The sequence below is a fragment of the Nocardia aobensis NBRC 100429 genome (assembly GCF_000308375.1).
In the GTDB taxonomy this organism is placed as follows: Bacteria; Actinomycetota; Actinomycetes; order Mycobacteriales; family Mycobacteriaceae; genus Nocardia; species Nocardia aobensis.
This window is the reverse complement of record NZ_BAFQ01000138.1, coordinates 15,251-30,239: the sequence shown is the minus strand read 5'-3', so window position 1 is coordinate 30,239 and position 14,989 is coordinate 15,251. Positions and strand designations below refer to the sequence as shown.

The window sequence follows — 14,989 nt, the reverse complement described above, 5'->3', positions numbered from 1 at the left end:
AGCCCCGAAAAACACTGCCGCACCGGGGGTTCCGGTGTGCCGCGGGTCCGCCCGCCCGATCCACGAGGCGGTGGCCGCCGGATACGGCGTATCCGGCACAACCGGCAGGTCTTCGGACTCACAGGCATCGGTCGTGCGGACCGGTCCGGAGATGGGCCCCGGATGTCGCCTACTGGCCGTCGCTTCCCGGAAATGATCCAGTGCTCATGACGGCGGTCGTTCCTGTTCACCGCTGCGGGACAGTCCCGGATTCCCACCGGGTTCCCTCTCGCCGGTCCGCGAGGACCGGTTTCGACGCTGCGCGCGACGCTCGGGGCTCCAACTCGTCGACGGCAGCGAACCAGCTGCGTTCCCGAGCGTAATCCACCGCGAGCGGCAGGGGAAACACCGCCCGCCCGGCCGCCTATGTTTCCGCTGGAAGAACACAACTTCGCAGACTCGCCGATCCGGTTTGTGAGGATGGCTGCGAAGCCGTATTCGCTGTCCGGCCCCGCTCACCGGGCAGGTACCTTTATCGAATGTTCTCCAAAGTGCTGGTCGCCAACCGCGGGGAAATCGCCATCCGTGCCTTCCGTGCCGCCTACGAACTCGGCATCGGCACCGTGGCGGTTTTCCCCTACGAAGATCGCAACTCGGTGCATCGCCTCAAGGCCGACGAGTCGTATCAAATCGGTGTCCCCGGACATCCCGTGCGGGCCTACCTCTCGATTCCCGAGATCATCAGCGCCGCCAAGTCCGCCGGCGCCGATGCGGTCTACCCCGGCTACGGCTTCCTGTCGGAGAATCCGGACCTCGCGGCGGCGTGCGCGGCGGAGGGCATCACCTTCATCGGTCCCTCGGCCGAGGTGCTCGAACTGACCGGTAACAAGGCACGGGCCATCGCGGCGGCGAAGGCCGCCGGGCTTCCGGTGCTGAACTCCAGCGCGCCCTCGGCCGATGTCGAGGAGCTGCTGCGCGCCGCGGAGCAGATGGAGTTCCCGGTGTTCGTGAAGGCGGTCGCCGGTGGTGGTGGCCGGGGTATGCGCCGGGTCGCGGACCGGGTGCAGCTGCGCGAGGCGATCGAGGCGGCCATGCGCGAGGCGGAGTCGGCGTTCGGGGACGCGACGGTCTTCCTCGAGCAGGCGGTGATCAACCCCCGTCATATCGAGGTGCAGATCCTGGCCGATCAGCACGGCAACGTCATGCATCTGTTCGAGCGCGACTGTTCGCTGCAGCGGCGGCACCAGAAGGTGATCGAGCTGGCGCCCGCGCCGAATCTGGATCCCGCACTGCGGATGCGCATTTGCGCGGACGCGGTGGCCTTCGCGCGGCAGATCGGGTACTCGTGCGCCGGCACCGTGGAGTTCCTGCTCGACGAGCGCGGCCGGCACGTGTTCATCGAGATGAACCCGCGCATCCAGGTCGAGCACACGGTGACCGAGGAGATCACCGACGTCGACCTCGTGCAGTCGCAGCTGCGCATCGCGGCCGGCGAGTCGCTGGCGGATCTGGGACTGAGCCAGGACAGCGTGTCGATTCACGGTGCCGCGCTGCAGTGCCGGATCACGACCGAGGATCCGGCCAACGGCTTCCGACCCGACACCGGACGCATCACCGCCTACCGCTCGCCCGGCGGCGGTGGTATCCGCCTCGACGGCGGTGCGAACCTCGGCGCCGAGGTCGGCGCGCACTTCGACTCCATGCTGGTGAAGCTGACCTGCCGCGGCCGCGACTTCCCGCAGGCCGTGGCGCGGGCCCGGCGCGCGGTGGCGGAGTTCCGCATCCGTGGCGTGGCCACGAACATCCCGTTCCTGCAGGCGGTGCTCGACGATCCGGACTTCCGGGCCGGGCGGATCACCACCTCGTTCATCGACGAGCGCCCGGAGCTGCTGACCCAGCGCGGTTCGGCCGACCGAGGCACCCGCATCCTGCGCTATCTGGCCGACGTGACGGTGAACAAGCCGCACGGTGAGCGGCCGACGGCGGTATATCCGCACGACAAGCTGCCGGCGATCGATCTGAGTGCGCCGCCGCCGGACGGCACCCGCCAGCGCCTGCTCGAGCTGGGGCCCGAGGGGTTCGCGCGCTGGTTACGCGACCGCGACGCCGTCGGCGTCACCGACACCACGTTCCGCGACGCCCATCAGTCGCTGCTCGCCACCCGGGTGCGGACGCGTGGACTGCTGACGGTGGCCGGACACGTGGCCCGGATGACGCCCGAACTGCTGTCGGTCGAGTGCTGGGGTGGCGCGACCTACGATGTGGCGCTGCGATTCCTGTACGAGGATCCGTGGGAGCGGCTGGCCGCACTGCGGGAGGCGATTCCGAACATCTGCCTGCAGATGCTGCTGCGCGGGCGCAACACCGTCGGCTACACGCCGTATCCGGAGCAGGTGACGCGGGCGTTCGTGCGGGAGGCCACCGATACCGGCATCGACATCTTCCGGATCTTCGACGCACTCAACAATGTGGATCAGATGCGGCCGGCGATCGACGCGGTGCGTGAGACCGGGACCGCGCTGGCCGAGGTCGCGATGTCCTACACCGGCGATCTGTCGAATCCGAACGAGAACCTCTACACCCTCGACTACTACCTGAAGCTCGCCGAGCAGATCGTCGAGGCAGGCGCACACGTGCTGGCGATCAAGGACATGGCCGGACTGCTGCGGGCGCCGGCCGCGCACACGCTGGTGACGGCGCTGCGCAGCAACTTCGATCTGCCGGTGCACGTGCACACCCACGACACCCCGGGCGGTCAGCTCGCCACCTATCTGGCGGCCTGGCAGGCCGGCGCGGACGCCGTGGACGGGGCGAGCGCCCCGATGGCCGGCACCACGAGCCAGCCCGCACTGTCGGCGATCGTCGCCGCGGCGGCGCATTCGCCCTACGACACCGGGCTGAACCTCGACGCCGTCTGTGATCTCGAGCCGTACTGGGAGGCGTTGCGCAAGGTGTACGCGCCCTTCGAATCCGGATTGCCGGGGCCGACGGGCCGGGTGTACCACCACGAGATTCCGGGTGGGCAGCTGTCGAATCTGCGGCAGCAGGCCATCGCACTCGGGCTGGGCGACCGGTTCGAGGAGGTCGAGGCGAAATACGCGGCCGCCGACCGGCTGCTGGGCCGCCTGGTCAAGGTCACCCCGTCCTCGAAGGTCGTCGGTGATCTCGCCCTGTCCCTGGTCGGATCCGGTGTGGACGTGGAGGATTTCGCCACCGACCCGGCGCGCTACGACATCCCGGACTCGGTCATCGGGTTCCTGCGCGGCGAACTCGGCACCCCGGCGGGTGGCTGGCCCGAACCCTTCCGCAGCCGCGCTCTCGAGGGCCGCGGCCCGGCGAAGCCGGAAGTGCCGTTGACCGCGGAAGACGCCGCGGCGCTGGACGGTTCGTCGCAGCAGCGCCGAGAGACGTTGAACCGGTTGCTGTTTCCCGCACCCACCGCGGAATTCCTGACGCATCGGGAGAAATACGGCGACACCACCGGCTTGTCGGCGAATCAGTTCTTCTACGGACTGCGCCACGGCGAGGAACACCGCGTCGAACTGGAGAAGGGCGTCACCCTGCTGATCGGTCTGGAGGCGATCTCCGAGCCGGACGAGCGGGGTATGCGCACGGTCATGTGCATCCTCAACGGGCAGCTGCGTCCGGTACAGGTGCGCGACCGCTCGATCGCCAGCGAGGTCCCGGTCGCGGAGAAGGCCGACAAGAACAACGCCGGCCACATCGCCGCCCCCTTCGCCGGTGTCGTCACGCTGACCGTCGGCGAAGGTGACACGGTCGCCGCCGGTGACACGGTCGGCACGATCGAGGCCATGAAGATGGAGGCCGCCATCACCGCACCCCGCGCCGGTGTCGTCGCCCGCGTTGCCATCGGCACGGTGCAGCAGGTGGAAGGTGGCGATCTGCTGGTGGAACTGCGCATGAACGAGACCGCTGCCGAATGACGGTGCCGGTCAGCCACATTCGGGCGCGTAGCGGGGGCCGGCCGTGATCGGTCGTACACGCCGTATGTCGGTGCAGGTGCCGATGCCGTCGCGCGGGCGGGGCCGACCCGCTCGCGCGACCTCGCGCCCTCGGCGGGCCACGGAGGGATCGCGGTGACCCGGATCGTCGCGGGCACGGCCGGTGGCCGGCGGCTGCGGGTTCCGCCCGCTGGAACCAGGCCCACCTCGGATCGGGTGCGGGAAGCACTGTTCAACGCGCTCTCCGCGCGCCTGGATTTCGACGGCATCCGGGTGCTCGACCTCTATGCCGGTTCCGGGGCCCTCGGTCTGGAGGCGCTGTCGCGCGGGGCGACTCATGCTCTGCTGGTCGAATCGGATCGCAAGGCGGCCGCGGTGATTCGCGGAAACATCGCGGATCTGGATGTGCCCGGCGCCGAATTGCGCACGGGCACAGTCGCTTCCGTCGTGGCGACGGCACCCGCCGAACCGTACGACCTGGTGCTGTCCGACCCGCCCTACGCCGTGGACGAGGCCGCTGTCGAGGCCGACCTGCGGGCGCTGGCGGCCAACGGGTGGCTGTACGAGGACGCGCTGATCGTCGTCGAGCGGTCGGCGCGATCACCCGAAACGGCATGGCCCGCAGGTTATTCGGCGTTGAAGTCGCGCCGATACGGCGAAACCCGCGTCGACCTGGCGGAATACCGCGGGTAATCCTCGGCCCGGGCCTCGGTCAGCGGTCGTTCCCGTCGGCGAAGCCTGCCGCGGCGGTGGCTCCGGCCGCCGCGGCGACCGGCTCAGCCGCGACGTTCGGCGATGCGCGCGAGCAGGCGTTTGTGAACCTCCGGCGGCAACATGCCGGTGACGTCGCCGCCGAAGGTCGCGACCTCCTTGACCAGGGAACTGGACAGGAAGCTCAGCGCCGGGTTGGTGGCCAGGAAGTAGGTGTCGACGCCCGAGAGGTGCTTGTTCATCTGGGCCATCTGCATCTCGTATCCGAGATCGGTGGCATCGCGCAGGCCCTTGACCATGGCGGTGATGCCCTGTTCGCGAGCGAAATCGACCAGCAGCCCGTACCAGGATTCGATCCGCACGTTCGGCAGATCGGCGGTCGCCTCGCGCAACATCTCGATCCGCTCGTCGACGCTGAACATGCCCTGCTTGCTCTTGTTGATCATCACGGTCACGACCACCTCGTCGAACTGCGCGGCCGCGCGCGAGATGACGTCGATATGCCCGTTGGTCACCGGATCGAAGGACCCGGGGCACAGTGCTCCAGCCATGCAGCGACGCTAACAGGTCCGGGCAGGCCGAGCCGATCGTGGTCGTCACAGCGCACGCAGCCGCAGCGGCGTCGCGGGCGGAAGCGGAGCGGGGCGGATGTAGCCGCGAGGACGCTGCTCGCGCGCCCGGCTCAGCGCGGCGTGCACGCGCTGCGCGGCGACTCCGGTGCTCAACTCGCGCCAAGTGGTACGGATCGTCCGAAATCCGTAGCGCCGCAACAGCACATCCGGCGCTCGGTGCGACGGGTCCCCGTGTACGTGTGCCCTTTTCGTCCGGTGCCCGTCGACCTCGAGCACCACGCCGGTCCGGCCCAGATACAGATCCGCCGTCCCCAGCACCCGCCCGTCGTCGGCATGGATCACTCCGCCCGCGGCCGCGGGCGGGTATCCGAGCAGCCGCAGCAGCACCCGGACCCGGGAGTGGTCGACTCCGGCGCTGCGCGGATCGAGGAAACCGATCACGTGCCGGGCAGCGTCGACGCCGCGCCGGCCGCGGGCCCGGGCCAGTTCGCGCGCCAATGCCGCTGCGGTGATGCCGAACTCGCGAGCGAGGGCGTCGCCGACGACGACCGCGGATTCGAACGGAAGCGTGCGCGCCAGGTCGACGACGGTGCGGGCGGGACTGGTGACCAGCAGCCCATCCCGTTCGGCGACGACGGGGACCGGTGCGCAATGCACCGTCAGATTCGGCTTGATGCGCCCGCCGTGGCGTCGATTGCGCGTGACGTGCACCCGATCCAGCAGCGCCGGGGACATCGGCGCCCCCAGCAGCACCGCCGCCGATTGATGGCTCACCACGGCGTCGGCCGCCATCTCCGGTAGCAGCGCCGCCACCGCCAGCCGGTGCCGCGCCACGCCGTCCAGTTCGGCGAGTGCCGAGGCCTCCGCATACGCCCCGCGCCGCACCCGCCGCCAGCTTCCGATCGCGCACCGCCGCCGGATCTCGTCGTCGCTGACCCCGACCGACACCACATCACGACGTCGATGCAGCCCACCCGCACGCGCCTGCCGCCCTGGGCCGCACAGGATTTCGGCACATCCGCTGTCGTGGGTCATTGCGGATCCTGGTACGGGCGGGTGTGGCGCGGGCGGGGCAGGAGCGGACAGGGGATCGGTACCCGAGGGCGCGGGGACGCGGCCGCGCGCAGACCCGCGCGCCAGAGGGTGGGTCTTCCCGGGCAGTAATTCCCCGAACGGTGATGCATTGCCGAACCTCCCACGATGAGAACTCGCAACGACGTTTGCTGAGTTAGGACGTGGGGTACAGAGGCTCGGTTCCTTGCTCAAATGACCAGGTTGCAGCCGCACCCCGTGCAGGAGCACGACGGGCGATCAGAAGACCCAGAGCCGCCAGGCGATCAGAAGACCCAGAGCCGCAGGGTGAGGAAGCGCAGCGCGCCGACTCCGGCGGTGATGCCGATGACGGCGATCGCCTCGGTGACGTCGGCGAGTCCGGGCGCCGCGATATCGAGGACCGCCAGCGCCCCCGAGGTGATGGCGAGTCCGGCCAGCGCCAGTCCACCGCCCTCGAGTTGGGCGGCGAGCCAGCCGACCCGGTCGGCGGCGTGGAAGGTCAGGCGGCGGTGCAGTTCGTTGGCAAGTGCCGTGCTGACGATGGATCCGGTCAGGTTGGCGAGCTGCGGCCCGCCGCTGTAGCAGGCCAGGAACAGCAGGAAGTAGCCGATATTGCTGAAACCGCCGACCAGCGCGAAGCGGACGAGTTGCGGCAGCCAGTGGTCGCCGCGCAGATAGCTGGCGAAGCGCGAGGCGAGGCGGCGGATGCGAGGCGGGGACTGCTGCGGCTCCGGCGTCTCGGCCAGCAGTTCGCTGTGCACGATGGATACACCCGGATCGGGCTGTGGGTTCACCCACATACCCGGAGGTGCCGGATAAAGGACAACCATGGTCGTTCCGATCGCACAGTGCCGGACGCCGTTGGCGACGGGTTCCGGCTGGTCTACCGCTCGGTAGAAAAGATAGCACCAAGCGGAGAGATTTCCTCCACTTGATTTGTGTGGGATAGGAAACACCGCCCGACACACCGATGGTGATCTGGGCAGACACGCGGGATGCGGGCACACTGGGGCCGAGAGCAGTAGTTCGGCACGAGAGTGGGGTCAGCAGGATGTATCGCGTATTCGAGGCACTCGACGAACTGGTCGCGATCGTCGAAGAGGCGCGGGGTATCCCGCCGACCCGCAATTGCATCGTGCCCCGCGGTGAGGTGCTGGAACTGCTCGACGATGTGCGTGAGGCGCTGCCCGGCGAACTCGACGACGCCCAGGACGTGCTCGACCACCGCGACAAGATCGTCTCCGACGCCCGCAACTCCGCCGAGGCGACGGTGACCGGCGCCAACGACCAGGCCGAACAGACCGTCGCCGGCGCCCGCGAGGAGGCCGACCGGTTGCTGGCCGACGCCAAGGCGCACGCCGACCGGATGGTCGCCGAGGCTCGCGCGCACGCCGATCATCTGGTCGCGACCGCGCAGGCCGAGGCCGATCGCATCGTGACCGACGGCAAGGCCGAATACGAGGCGCTCACCGGCCGCGCCCGCACCGAATCGGAGCGGATGATCGCGGCGGGCCAGGCCTCCTACGACCGGTCGGTGGCCGAGGGACAGGCCGAACAGGAACGCCTGGTGTCGCAGACCGAGGTGGTGCGGGCCGCGCACGGCGAATCCGCGCGGTTGATCGACGCCGCGCAGACCGAGGCGGACCGGTTGCGCGAGGAATGCGACCAATACGTCGATTCCCAGCTCGCCGATTTCGAGGAGACTCTGCACTCGACGCTGCGGACGGTCGGCCGCGGTCGTCAGCAATTGCGTTCGGGGACCGGCATTCCGGACTACGCCGCCGACTTCCGCCGCTGATCCGCTCGCGCTCGTTCCGGGATTTGGGGGGATCGGCGCAGTTCGCGTACTGTGGAGTGGTTGCCCAAACCCCCTCGAAACGTGAGTGAGTGCCCGATGTCCGCCCAGTCCGGTCCCGGTTCGCGTCGTCGTCAGACCGACGCGGATTTCGTGCTGGACACCCGTAGTCTGGGGCGTGCCCCGGGCTCGATCCGGCAGGTGCATCGGGTCGTCACCGCCTCCGAGAAGATCGGCTTGGATCTGATCGCGATCCCGGCGGGCGCCGAGATCGATCTCGATCTGACCCTGCAGGCGGTCTCGGAGGGCGTGCTGGTCACCGGTTCGGTGTCGGCGCCGATCGAGGGGGAGTGCTCGCGCTGCCTGGAGTCGTTCACCGACGATCTGGAACTCGAGATCACCGAACTGTTCGCCTATCCGGACAGCGCGACCGAGCAGACCACCGAGGAAGACGAGATCTACCGGCTCGTCGACGGCATGATCGACATCGAGCCGGTGGTCACCGACGCCGTCGGCCTGGAATTGCCACTGCAACCGCTGTGCGAACCCGATTGCGCCGGGCTGTGCCCGGAATGCGGTGTCCGGATGGCGATTGCGGGTCCGGATCACACGCATGAGATACTGGACCCTCGCTGGGCGGGGCTTGCGAAATTCGCGAGCGAAACCCCCGGCACCGGCGTCTCCGACGCCCCATCAGACGTAGACCGATCTCTTGCCAGCCGCAATGGTTCGGCAAGTTCGACGACAGAGGAGAAGTAGTCGTGGCCGTTCCGAAGCGCCGGATGTCTCGTGCCAACACCCACTCGCGGCGCAGCCAGTGGAAGGCCACCGCGCCGACCCTGATCACCTGCCCGAACCGGGCGTGCGGTCAGAAGACCCTCCCGCACATCGCGTGCCCCAACTGCGGCACCTACAAGGGCCGCCAGGTCACCTCGGCCATCTGATCTGCCGATCGGGTAGCCGCGAAGTGACCGCCGGTAAGGACGAAGCGGCCGCACCCGCAGCGGGCGATGCCGCTGACCACGCCAGCCTTCTGGAAGCGCTCGGCGTGGAGCTGCGTCCGGATCTGCTCCGGCTGGCGCTCACCCACCGTTCGTACGCCTACGAGAACGGTGGTCTGCCGACCAACGAACGCCTGGAGTTCCTGGGCGATTCGGTCCTCGGTTTGAGCATCACCGAGCGCCTGTACCTCGAGCATCCGGAGAAATCCGAGGGTGAGCTCGCCAAACTGCGTGCCAGTGTGGTGAATATGCACGCCCTGGCCGAGGTCGCGCGCGGCCTGGGTGAGGGCGGCCTCGGCCGTCATCTGCTGCTCGGCAAGGGCGAGGAGCTCACCGGCGGTCGGGACAAGGCGAGCATCCTCGCCGACGGGATGGAATCGCTGCTGGGCGCGGTCCATCTGCAACACGGCATCGAGGTCGCGCGCGGAGTCGTGCTGCGGCTGTTCGCCGAACTGCTCGAACGCGGTCCCCGGATGGGCGCCGGCCTGGACTGGAAGACCAGCCTGCAGGAGCTCACCGCGGAACGCGGTATCGGCGTGCCCAGCTACGAGATCACCTCGACCGGTCCCGACCACGACAAGGAATTCACCGCTACCGCGGTGATCGGCGGCACGGCCTACGGGCAGGGCGTCGGCCGGTCGAAGAAGGAAGCCGAGCAGAAGGCCGCCGGCGCTGCCTGGCAGGCGCTCACCGCGGACGGTTCCACCGAAGCCGGGGACTGATGCCCGAGCTGCCCGAGGTCGAGGTGGTGCGGCGTGGACTCGAGGAACACGTCGTCGGCCACGTCGTGGAATCGGTCCTGGTCAAACATCCGCGGTCGGTACGCCGCCACGAACTCGGCGGCGACGATCTCGCCGCCCGGATGGCGGGCCTGCGGATCGAAGCGGCCCGCCGCCGCGGCAAATTCCTCTGGCTGACCTTCGACGATCCCGATGCCGCACTCGTCGTCCACCTCGGTATGAGCGGGCAGATGCTGGTGCAGTCCGCGCAGGCCCCGCTGGAGAAGCATGCGCATATCGTCGCCGGACTCGACAACGGCTCGCAGTTGCGCTTCATCGATCAGCGCACCTTCGGTGGCTGGGCGCTGAACCGGCTCGGCACGCTCGACGGTGAGGAGCTGCCGGAATCGGTCGCCCACATCGCGCGCGATCCGCTCGACCCCCGTTTCGACACCGAGGCCGTGGTCGCGCGCATGCGGACCAAATCCTCCGAGATCAAACGCGTGCTGCTGGATCAGACGGTGGTCTCGGGCATCGGCAACATCTACGCCGACGAGGCGTTGTGGCGAGCCCGCATCCACGGCGAACGCCCCGCCGCGGCGCTCACCCGGCCCGCGCTGCGGCGGCTGCTGAGCGAGGTGCAGACGGTGATGGGCGCGGCCCTCGACGCGGGCGGCACCTCCTTCGACGCGCTGTATGTCAACGTCAACGGCAATTCCGGTTACTTCGAGCGGTCGCTGGCCGCCTACGGTCGTGAGGACGAGCCGTGCCGTCGCTGCGGCGCCCCGATCCGCCGCGAGAAGTTCATGAACCGCTCCTCCTACTCCTGTCCGCGATGCCAGCCGAAGCCCCGGCGATAGTGGCGAGCACGCGCTAAATTTGCGGTGTGTCCGATGACGCCACTTCGCATGAAGGGAGAACGGATGCGCAAGCTCACCTACTTCGTGGCCTCGACCATCGACGGGTATATCGCCACCTCGGACGGATCGGTCGATTTCTTCCCGGTCGGCGGTGACCACGGCCCGGCCATCACCGCCCAGTATCCGGAGACGCTGCCGACCAAGATCCGGGAATCGCTCGGGATCGACAGTCCGGGGGAAAGCTTCGACACCGTGCTGATGGGCCGCAAAACCCACGATTTCGGCGTGCGGACCGGCACGTCGAGCCCGTATTCACATCTGCGGCAGTTCGTCGTGTCGACCACCCTGCCCGGCGATCCGGCCCGAGACGTCGAGCTGATCTCCTCCGACCCGCTGGGACGCGTGCGCGGACTCAAGCAGGAGCAGGGGTCGGGCATCTGGTTGTGCGGCGGCGGCGAATTGGCCCAGGCGCTGCTGCCGGAAATCGACCAGATCTTCCTGAAGTTGTATCCGATCGTGCTGGGGCACGGCCGGCCGCTGTTCGGCGCGGGACCGCGGCTGCCGGAGCCGGCACTGTTCCGGGTCCTCACGGGCCGCGTGTTCGAGGACGGGGTGGCATTCGTCAAGTACAGCCGGATCCGCTAGTGGCCGATCACGTTCCGGACCCGGTGGCCGCGCTGCGCGAGATCGCGTTCTGGATGGAACGCGATCGCGCCCAGACCCATCGGGTCAAGGCCTACCGGCGCGCGGCCGATGTCGTGTCCGAGCTGTCGGACGCCGATTTCGATCGGTACCGCGAATCCGGTGCCTGGCAGGAGCTTTCGGGTATCGGACCCAAGACCGCCGCGGTGATCGAGCAGGCCGTGTCCGGTGCCGTACCGCAGCGGCTGGCCGAATTGCGTTCCGGCGCACAGCCGATCGCACCCGCGGGCGCCGAGGTTCGCGCGCTGCTGCGGGGCGATCTGCACACCCACTCCGACTGGTCCGACGGCGGCAGCCCGATCGAGGAGATGATGCGCACCGCGCAGGCGCTGGGCCACGAATATTGTGCGCTGACCGATCATTCGCCGCGGTTGAAAGTCGCCAACGGCCTGTCCGCGGAGCGGCTGCGCCGCCAGTTGGACGTGGTCGCCGAACTCAACGAGCGGCTGGCGCCGTTTCGGATCCTCACCGGTATCGAGGTCGACATCCTCGACGACGGCACCCTCGACCAGGAGGCCGATCTGCTCGCTCGCCTGGATGTCGTTGTGGCCAGCGTACATTCGAACCTGCGGGCCGACTCGGCGACGATGACGAAACGCATGGTGTACGCGGTGGCGAATCCGAATGTCGATGTGCTCGGCCACTGCACCGGACGATTGGTCGCCGGCAATCGCGGCATCCGGCCGGAATCGTCGTTCGACGCCGAACTCGTCTTCGAGGCCTGCCGCCGCTACGGGACGGCGGTGGAAATCAACAGCCGCCCGGAACGTCTCGATCCGCCGAGCCGGTTGCTGCGCCTGGCCGTGGAGATGGGCTGCCATTTCAGCATCGATACCGACGCGCACGCGCCGGGCCAGCTGGATTGGCAGGGCTACGGTTGCGAACGTGCCGCGGCGAACCAGGTCCCGGCCGACCGGATCATCAACAGCCTTCCGCTGAGCGAACTCCTGGCGTTCACCGCGCGGTGAACGCGACCGTTCAGAGGATCGCGAACGCGACGACCATGCCGATCGCCAGATGGGCGGCGGCCACCAGCAGCGACTGAATCTGGTACGTGGCCGATTTCAGCAGATCGCCGATGTGCAGGCCGACCAGCCATTCCAGCAGCCGGATGGAGACCACCTGCGCGATGATGCCCACCAGCCCGTAGATCCCGGTGGCGATGAGGCCCTCGATGAGCCGGCCGCCGGAGGAGTAGATCGCCAGCACCACGATCAACGCCATACTCACCATGCCCGCGGAGGCGATGACGACCGCGTTCGGATTACCGGCGGCGACCATCTTGCGCAGCGGTCCGGGCGTGGAGCTGTCGATGGCCTGGAAGCCGATCAGCATCAGGGCCAGACCCAGCACCGCGTAGAGCGCGATCGCGCCGACGCCGTGGCCGACGGAGCTCCAATACCCTGATTCGAGCGCGAGGGTGGACGACACAGGTTCCTCCGGTGATGTTGATCGAGTCGCTGAATGCTACTTGGTCGGAATACGATGCGGAACGAAGGTGGCGCCGTCGTCGGTGATCAGGCCGGGTGATTCGCGGATGCCGAGACCGGCCGAGGTGTCGCCGACGATCCAGGCGCCGAGCACCGGGCGCAGGCCGTCGAACTCCGGCAGCGGATCGAGGAGTTGGTAGACGAACCCCTCCTCGCCGTACACACCGCCGGTCGAGGTTTCCATCCCGGCGCCGACGATGGTCATATTGGCGCCCTCACGACCCAGCTTCGGTTTGCGGATGTATTCGGTGAGTTCGTGCGGATCGTCGAGGTAGGCCGGCAGCAGATTCGGATGCCCGGGATACATCTCCCACAGCACCGCCAGCAGCGCCTTGTTGGAAAGCAGTGTCTTCCACAGCGGTTCGACCCAGGCGGTCTCCGGGACGGAGTTCACCACGCGCTTGCCGAAATCGTCGTCGAGGGCCCATTCCCACGGATACAGCTTGAAGATCGAACCGATCGGCGCCTCGGCCAGATCGACGAAACGCTCCAGCTCGGTGTCGAAGCCGATCTCCTCGATCGGCAGCGCGATGGTGTCGAATCCGGCCTCGGCGGCGGTCTCCTGCATATACGCGGTGGTCACGTTGTCCTCGCCGGAAGCGTCGGCCGAGGACCAGGTGAAGTGCAGCTGGTTGGTGGGCAGCTGGTCGAGCAGCTCGCCCCAGCGCTCGACGAGGCGTTCGTGCAGCGAATTCCACTGGTCGTCGTCGGGGTAGACGTCGGTGAGCCAGTGCCACTGCACGATGGCCGCTTCCAGCAGTGAGGTCGGCGTATCGGCGTTGTACTCCAGCAGTTTCGCGGGTCCGCGGCCGTCGTAGCGCAGATCGAAACGTCCGTAGACGTACGGGTCGCTGCGCTGCCACGACTTCTTGATCGGCTCCCAACTCCATTCGGGCAGGCCGAAATCGGCGAAGCGCTCGGTGAGCACGATCTGCTCGACCGCGTGCAGGCACATCGAATGCAGCACCTCGACCTGGGCCTCGAGCGCGAGGATTTCGTCGAGATCGAATTCGTAGTGCACCGATTCGTCCCAGTACGGGCGCGACTGTCCGTTCGCGTCGCGGCCGGGTGAGCCGAATACCAGCCCTTGATCGGCGATGATCTTCTGCCAGCCGGTACGTTGCCGGTTGCGCATCCGACGCATCTAGGAGCCTCCACTGGTGGAACCGGATTTACTGCCGAGACCGCCTCGTACGACGGTTCCGCTCTTGGTGCTGACGGTGGCCTTCTTCGGCGCGACCGTGCTGCCGCCGACGGGCGCGCGCCCGACGGCGTTGTTGCCGCCGTAGTAGTAGCGGTACTGGTGGCCGTTGTAGAGGAAGATGCCGGGCCCGAGCCCGCCACCGCCGTAATAGCCGCCGGTACTGGCGTAGGACTGGGCGCGCACGCAGTCGTCGTCGGGGACGACCTGCTGCTGCCCGTTGTCGTCGGTGATGCAGTAGGCGGTCACATTCGCCGGCCGGTGTGCGGCCTGGTAGGCGAGATAGCCGGTGCCGACCACCGCGGCGATGCCGGCGACCGCCACGCCGCCGATGAGCAGCCGTTTGCGGTTGCGCCGCTTGGTTTCCGCGGCCTCGGCCGCGGCCCGTTCGGCCTCTTCGGCGCGTTTGCGCGCCTTGTCGCGCGCTCGCGCCTCGGCCACCGTCGGCGGCCGGGGCTGGGTGACGCCGGCCTCCTGCCGCTGCATGCTGCCGCGCATGCGCCGGGGTTTGCCGGATTCGCCTGCGCCGCCGGGATTCTCACCTTCGGATCCGGTCGAGCCCCCGGCGTCGGCGCCGAAGGCGTTGTCCGACAGCGGGTTCGGCACGCCGGGGGTGGCGAGGCCGGGGATCGGCGCGGTGGGGTCGGGGAAGCCGGGCAGGATGGGTGTGCCCGGAAGCGTCGGCGCGGTCTGCGGATTCGGGAGTGTGGGGTCCGGTTCGCCCAGCCGTCGCGTCGGTTCCGCTCGGGATCCGCCGGTCTCGCCCTCGCCGGGCTGTGCGCCGAAACGCACCGTCGGATCCGAGGCGCCGATTCCCTTCGGCTTTCCGGACTCCGGGCCGCCGTCGGTGCTGTCGTCCCCCGCGGGTGGGGTGTCGCGGGGGTCGTGCGAATCCCGATCCCCGGGCCCGCCCGGCTCATGTGTTGCCAACGATCGACTCCTGT

At 68.6% G+C, this 14,989-nt stretch carries 15 protein-coding genes and 1 riboswitch; of the genes, 9 read left to right on the top strand and 6 right to left on the bottom strand.

The genetic code is table 11. The features are described from left to right. Window positions 1–86: 86 nt before the first annotated feature. Window positions 87–305, bottom strand: a riboswitch (cobalamin riboswitch). Window positions 306–518: 213 nt separating this feature from the next. Together RJ03_RS17515 and rsmD are read left to right on the top strand one after the other, a co-directional pair. Next, window positions 519–3,923 carry a pyruvate carboxylase gene (locus tag RJ03_RS17515; protein ID WP_036503758.1) on the top strand — a complete coding sequence of 1,135 codons (3,405 nt, stop codon included), beginning with the start codon at window positions 519–521 and terminating at the stop codon, window positions 3,921–3,923. Window positions 3,924–4,076: 153 nt separating this feature from the next. Further along, window positions 4,077–4,634, top strand: a complete 558-nt coding sequence (gene rsmD / locus RJ03_RS17510; RefSeq protein WP_036503756.1) for a 16S rRNA (guanine(966)-N(2))-methyltransferase RsmD — start codon at window positions 4,077–4,079, stop codon at window positions 4,632–4,634. Window positions 4,635–4,717: 83 nt separating this feature from the next. On the opposite strand, the gene coaD is transcribed toward rsmD, so the two are convergent. The 3 genes from coaD to RJ03_RS17495 all read right to left on the bottom strand — a co-directional run bounded on the left by coaD (window position 4,718) and on the right by RJ03_RS17495 (window position 7,071). After that, the gene (gene coaD / locus RJ03_RS17505) at window positions 4,718–5,203 is read right to left on the bottom strand and encodes a pantetheine-phosphate adenylyltransferase (RefSeq protein ID WP_036503754.1); all 486 of its coding nucleotides are present in this window, start codon (window positions 5,201–5,203) and stop codon (window positions 4,718–4,720) included. A 45-nt stretch (window positions 5,204–5,248) separates the two neighbouring features. Continuing rightward, window positions 5,249–6,259, bottom strand: a complete 1,011-nt coding sequence (locus RJ03_RS17500; protein WP_051024801.1) for a hypothetical protein — start codon at window positions 6,257–6,259, stop codon at window positions 5,249–5,251. Between the two features lie 302 nt (window positions 6,260–6,561). Further along, window positions 6,562–7,071, bottom strand: a complete 510-nt coding sequence (locus RJ03_RS17495; protein WP_306304681.1) for a GtrA family protein — start codon at window positions 7,069–7,071, stop codon at window positions 6,562–6,564. Window positions 7,072–7,328: 257 nt separating this feature from the next. On the opposite strand from RJ03_RS17495, the gene RJ03_RS17490 reads away from it, so the two are divergent. The 7 genes from RJ03_RS17490 (at window position 7,329) to RJ03_RS17460 (ending at window position 12,322) form a co-directional block, all read left to right on the top strand. Continuing rightward, window positions 7,329–8,075, top strand: a complete 747-nt coding sequence (locus RJ03_RS17490) for a DivIVA domain-containing protein (protein WP_036503753.1) — start codon at window positions 7,329–7,331, stop codon at window positions 8,073–8,075. Window positions 8,076–8,171: 96 nt separating this feature from the next. Continuing rightward, the gene (locus tag RJ03_RS17485; RefSeq protein ID WP_083870934.1) at window positions 8,172–8,831 is read left to right on the top strand and encodes a YceD family protein; all 660 of its coding nucleotides are present in this window, start codon (window positions 8,172–8,174) and stop codon (window positions 8,829–8,831) included. A 2-nt stretch (window positions 8,832–8,833) separates the two neighbouring features. After that, window positions 8,834–9,016 (top strand): 50S ribosomal protein L32, encoded by a 183-nt coding sequence (gene rpmF / locus RJ03_RS17480; RefSeq protein ID WP_030513024.1) that lies wholly within the window; start codon window positions 8,834–8,836, stop codon window positions 9,014–9,016. A gap of 23 nt (window positions 9,017–9,039) precedes the next feature. Then, window positions 9,040–9,795 carry a ribonuclease III gene (gene rnc / locus RJ03_RS17475; RefSeq protein ID WP_036503747.1) on the top strand — a complete coding sequence of 252 codons (756 nt, stop codon included), beginning with the start codon at window positions 9,040–9,042 and terminating at the stop codon, window positions 9,793–9,795. Further along, window positions 9,795–10,652 carry a bifunctional DNA-formamidopyrimidine glycosylase/DNA-(apurinic or apyrimidinic site) lyase gene (gene mutM, locus RJ03_RS17470; RefSeq protein WP_036503745.1) on the top strand — a complete coding sequence of 286 codons (858 nt, stop codon included), beginning with the start codon at window positions 9,795–9,797 and terminating at the stop codon, window positions 10,650–10,652. The genes rnc and mutM overlap by 1 nt, the downstream gene beginning before the upstream one ends. A gap of 63 nt (window positions 10,653–10,715) precedes the next feature. Then, window positions 10,716–11,297, top strand: a complete 582-nt coding sequence (locus RJ03_RS17465; RefSeq protein WP_036503792.1) for a dihydrofolate reductase family protein — start codon at window positions 10,716–10,718, stop codon at window positions 11,295–11,297. Then, window positions 11,297–12,322 (top strand): PHP domain-containing protein, encoded by a 1,026-nt coding sequence (locus tag RJ03_RS17460; RefSeq protein WP_036503743.1) that lies wholly within the window; start codon window positions 11,297–11,299, stop codon window positions 12,320–12,322. Before RJ03_RS17465 ends, RJ03_RS17460 begins: the two co-directional genes overlap by 1 nt. A gap of 10 nt (window positions 12,323–12,332) precedes the next feature. Here RJ03_RS17460 and RJ03_RS17455 read toward each other — a convergent pair whose 3' ends face one another. The 3 genes from RJ03_RS17455 to RJ03_RS38450 are packed head-to-tail and all read right to left on the bottom strand — an operon-like array spanning window position 12,333 to window position 14,975. Next, on the bottom strand, window positions 12,333–12,785 hold the full coding sequence (locus RJ03_RS17455; RefSeq protein ID WP_036503742.1) for a DUF350 domain-containing protein: 453 nt from the start codon (window positions 12,783–12,785) through the stop codon (window positions 12,333–12,335). A 36-nt stretch (window positions 12,786–12,821) separates the two neighbouring features. Beyond that, window positions 12,822–13,988, bottom strand: a complete 1,167-nt coding sequence (locus RJ03_RS17450; protein ID WP_036503738.1) for a glutathionylspermidine synthase family protein — start codon at window positions 13,986–13,988, stop codon at window positions 12,822–12,824. Beyond that, a complete protein-coding gene (locus RJ03_RS38450) occupies window positions 13,989–14,975 on the bottom strand; it encodes a hypothetical protein (RefSeq protein ID WP_245552311.1) in 987 nt (328 codons plus the stop codon). Between the last annotated feature and the right edge of the window lie 14 nt (window positions 14,976–14,989).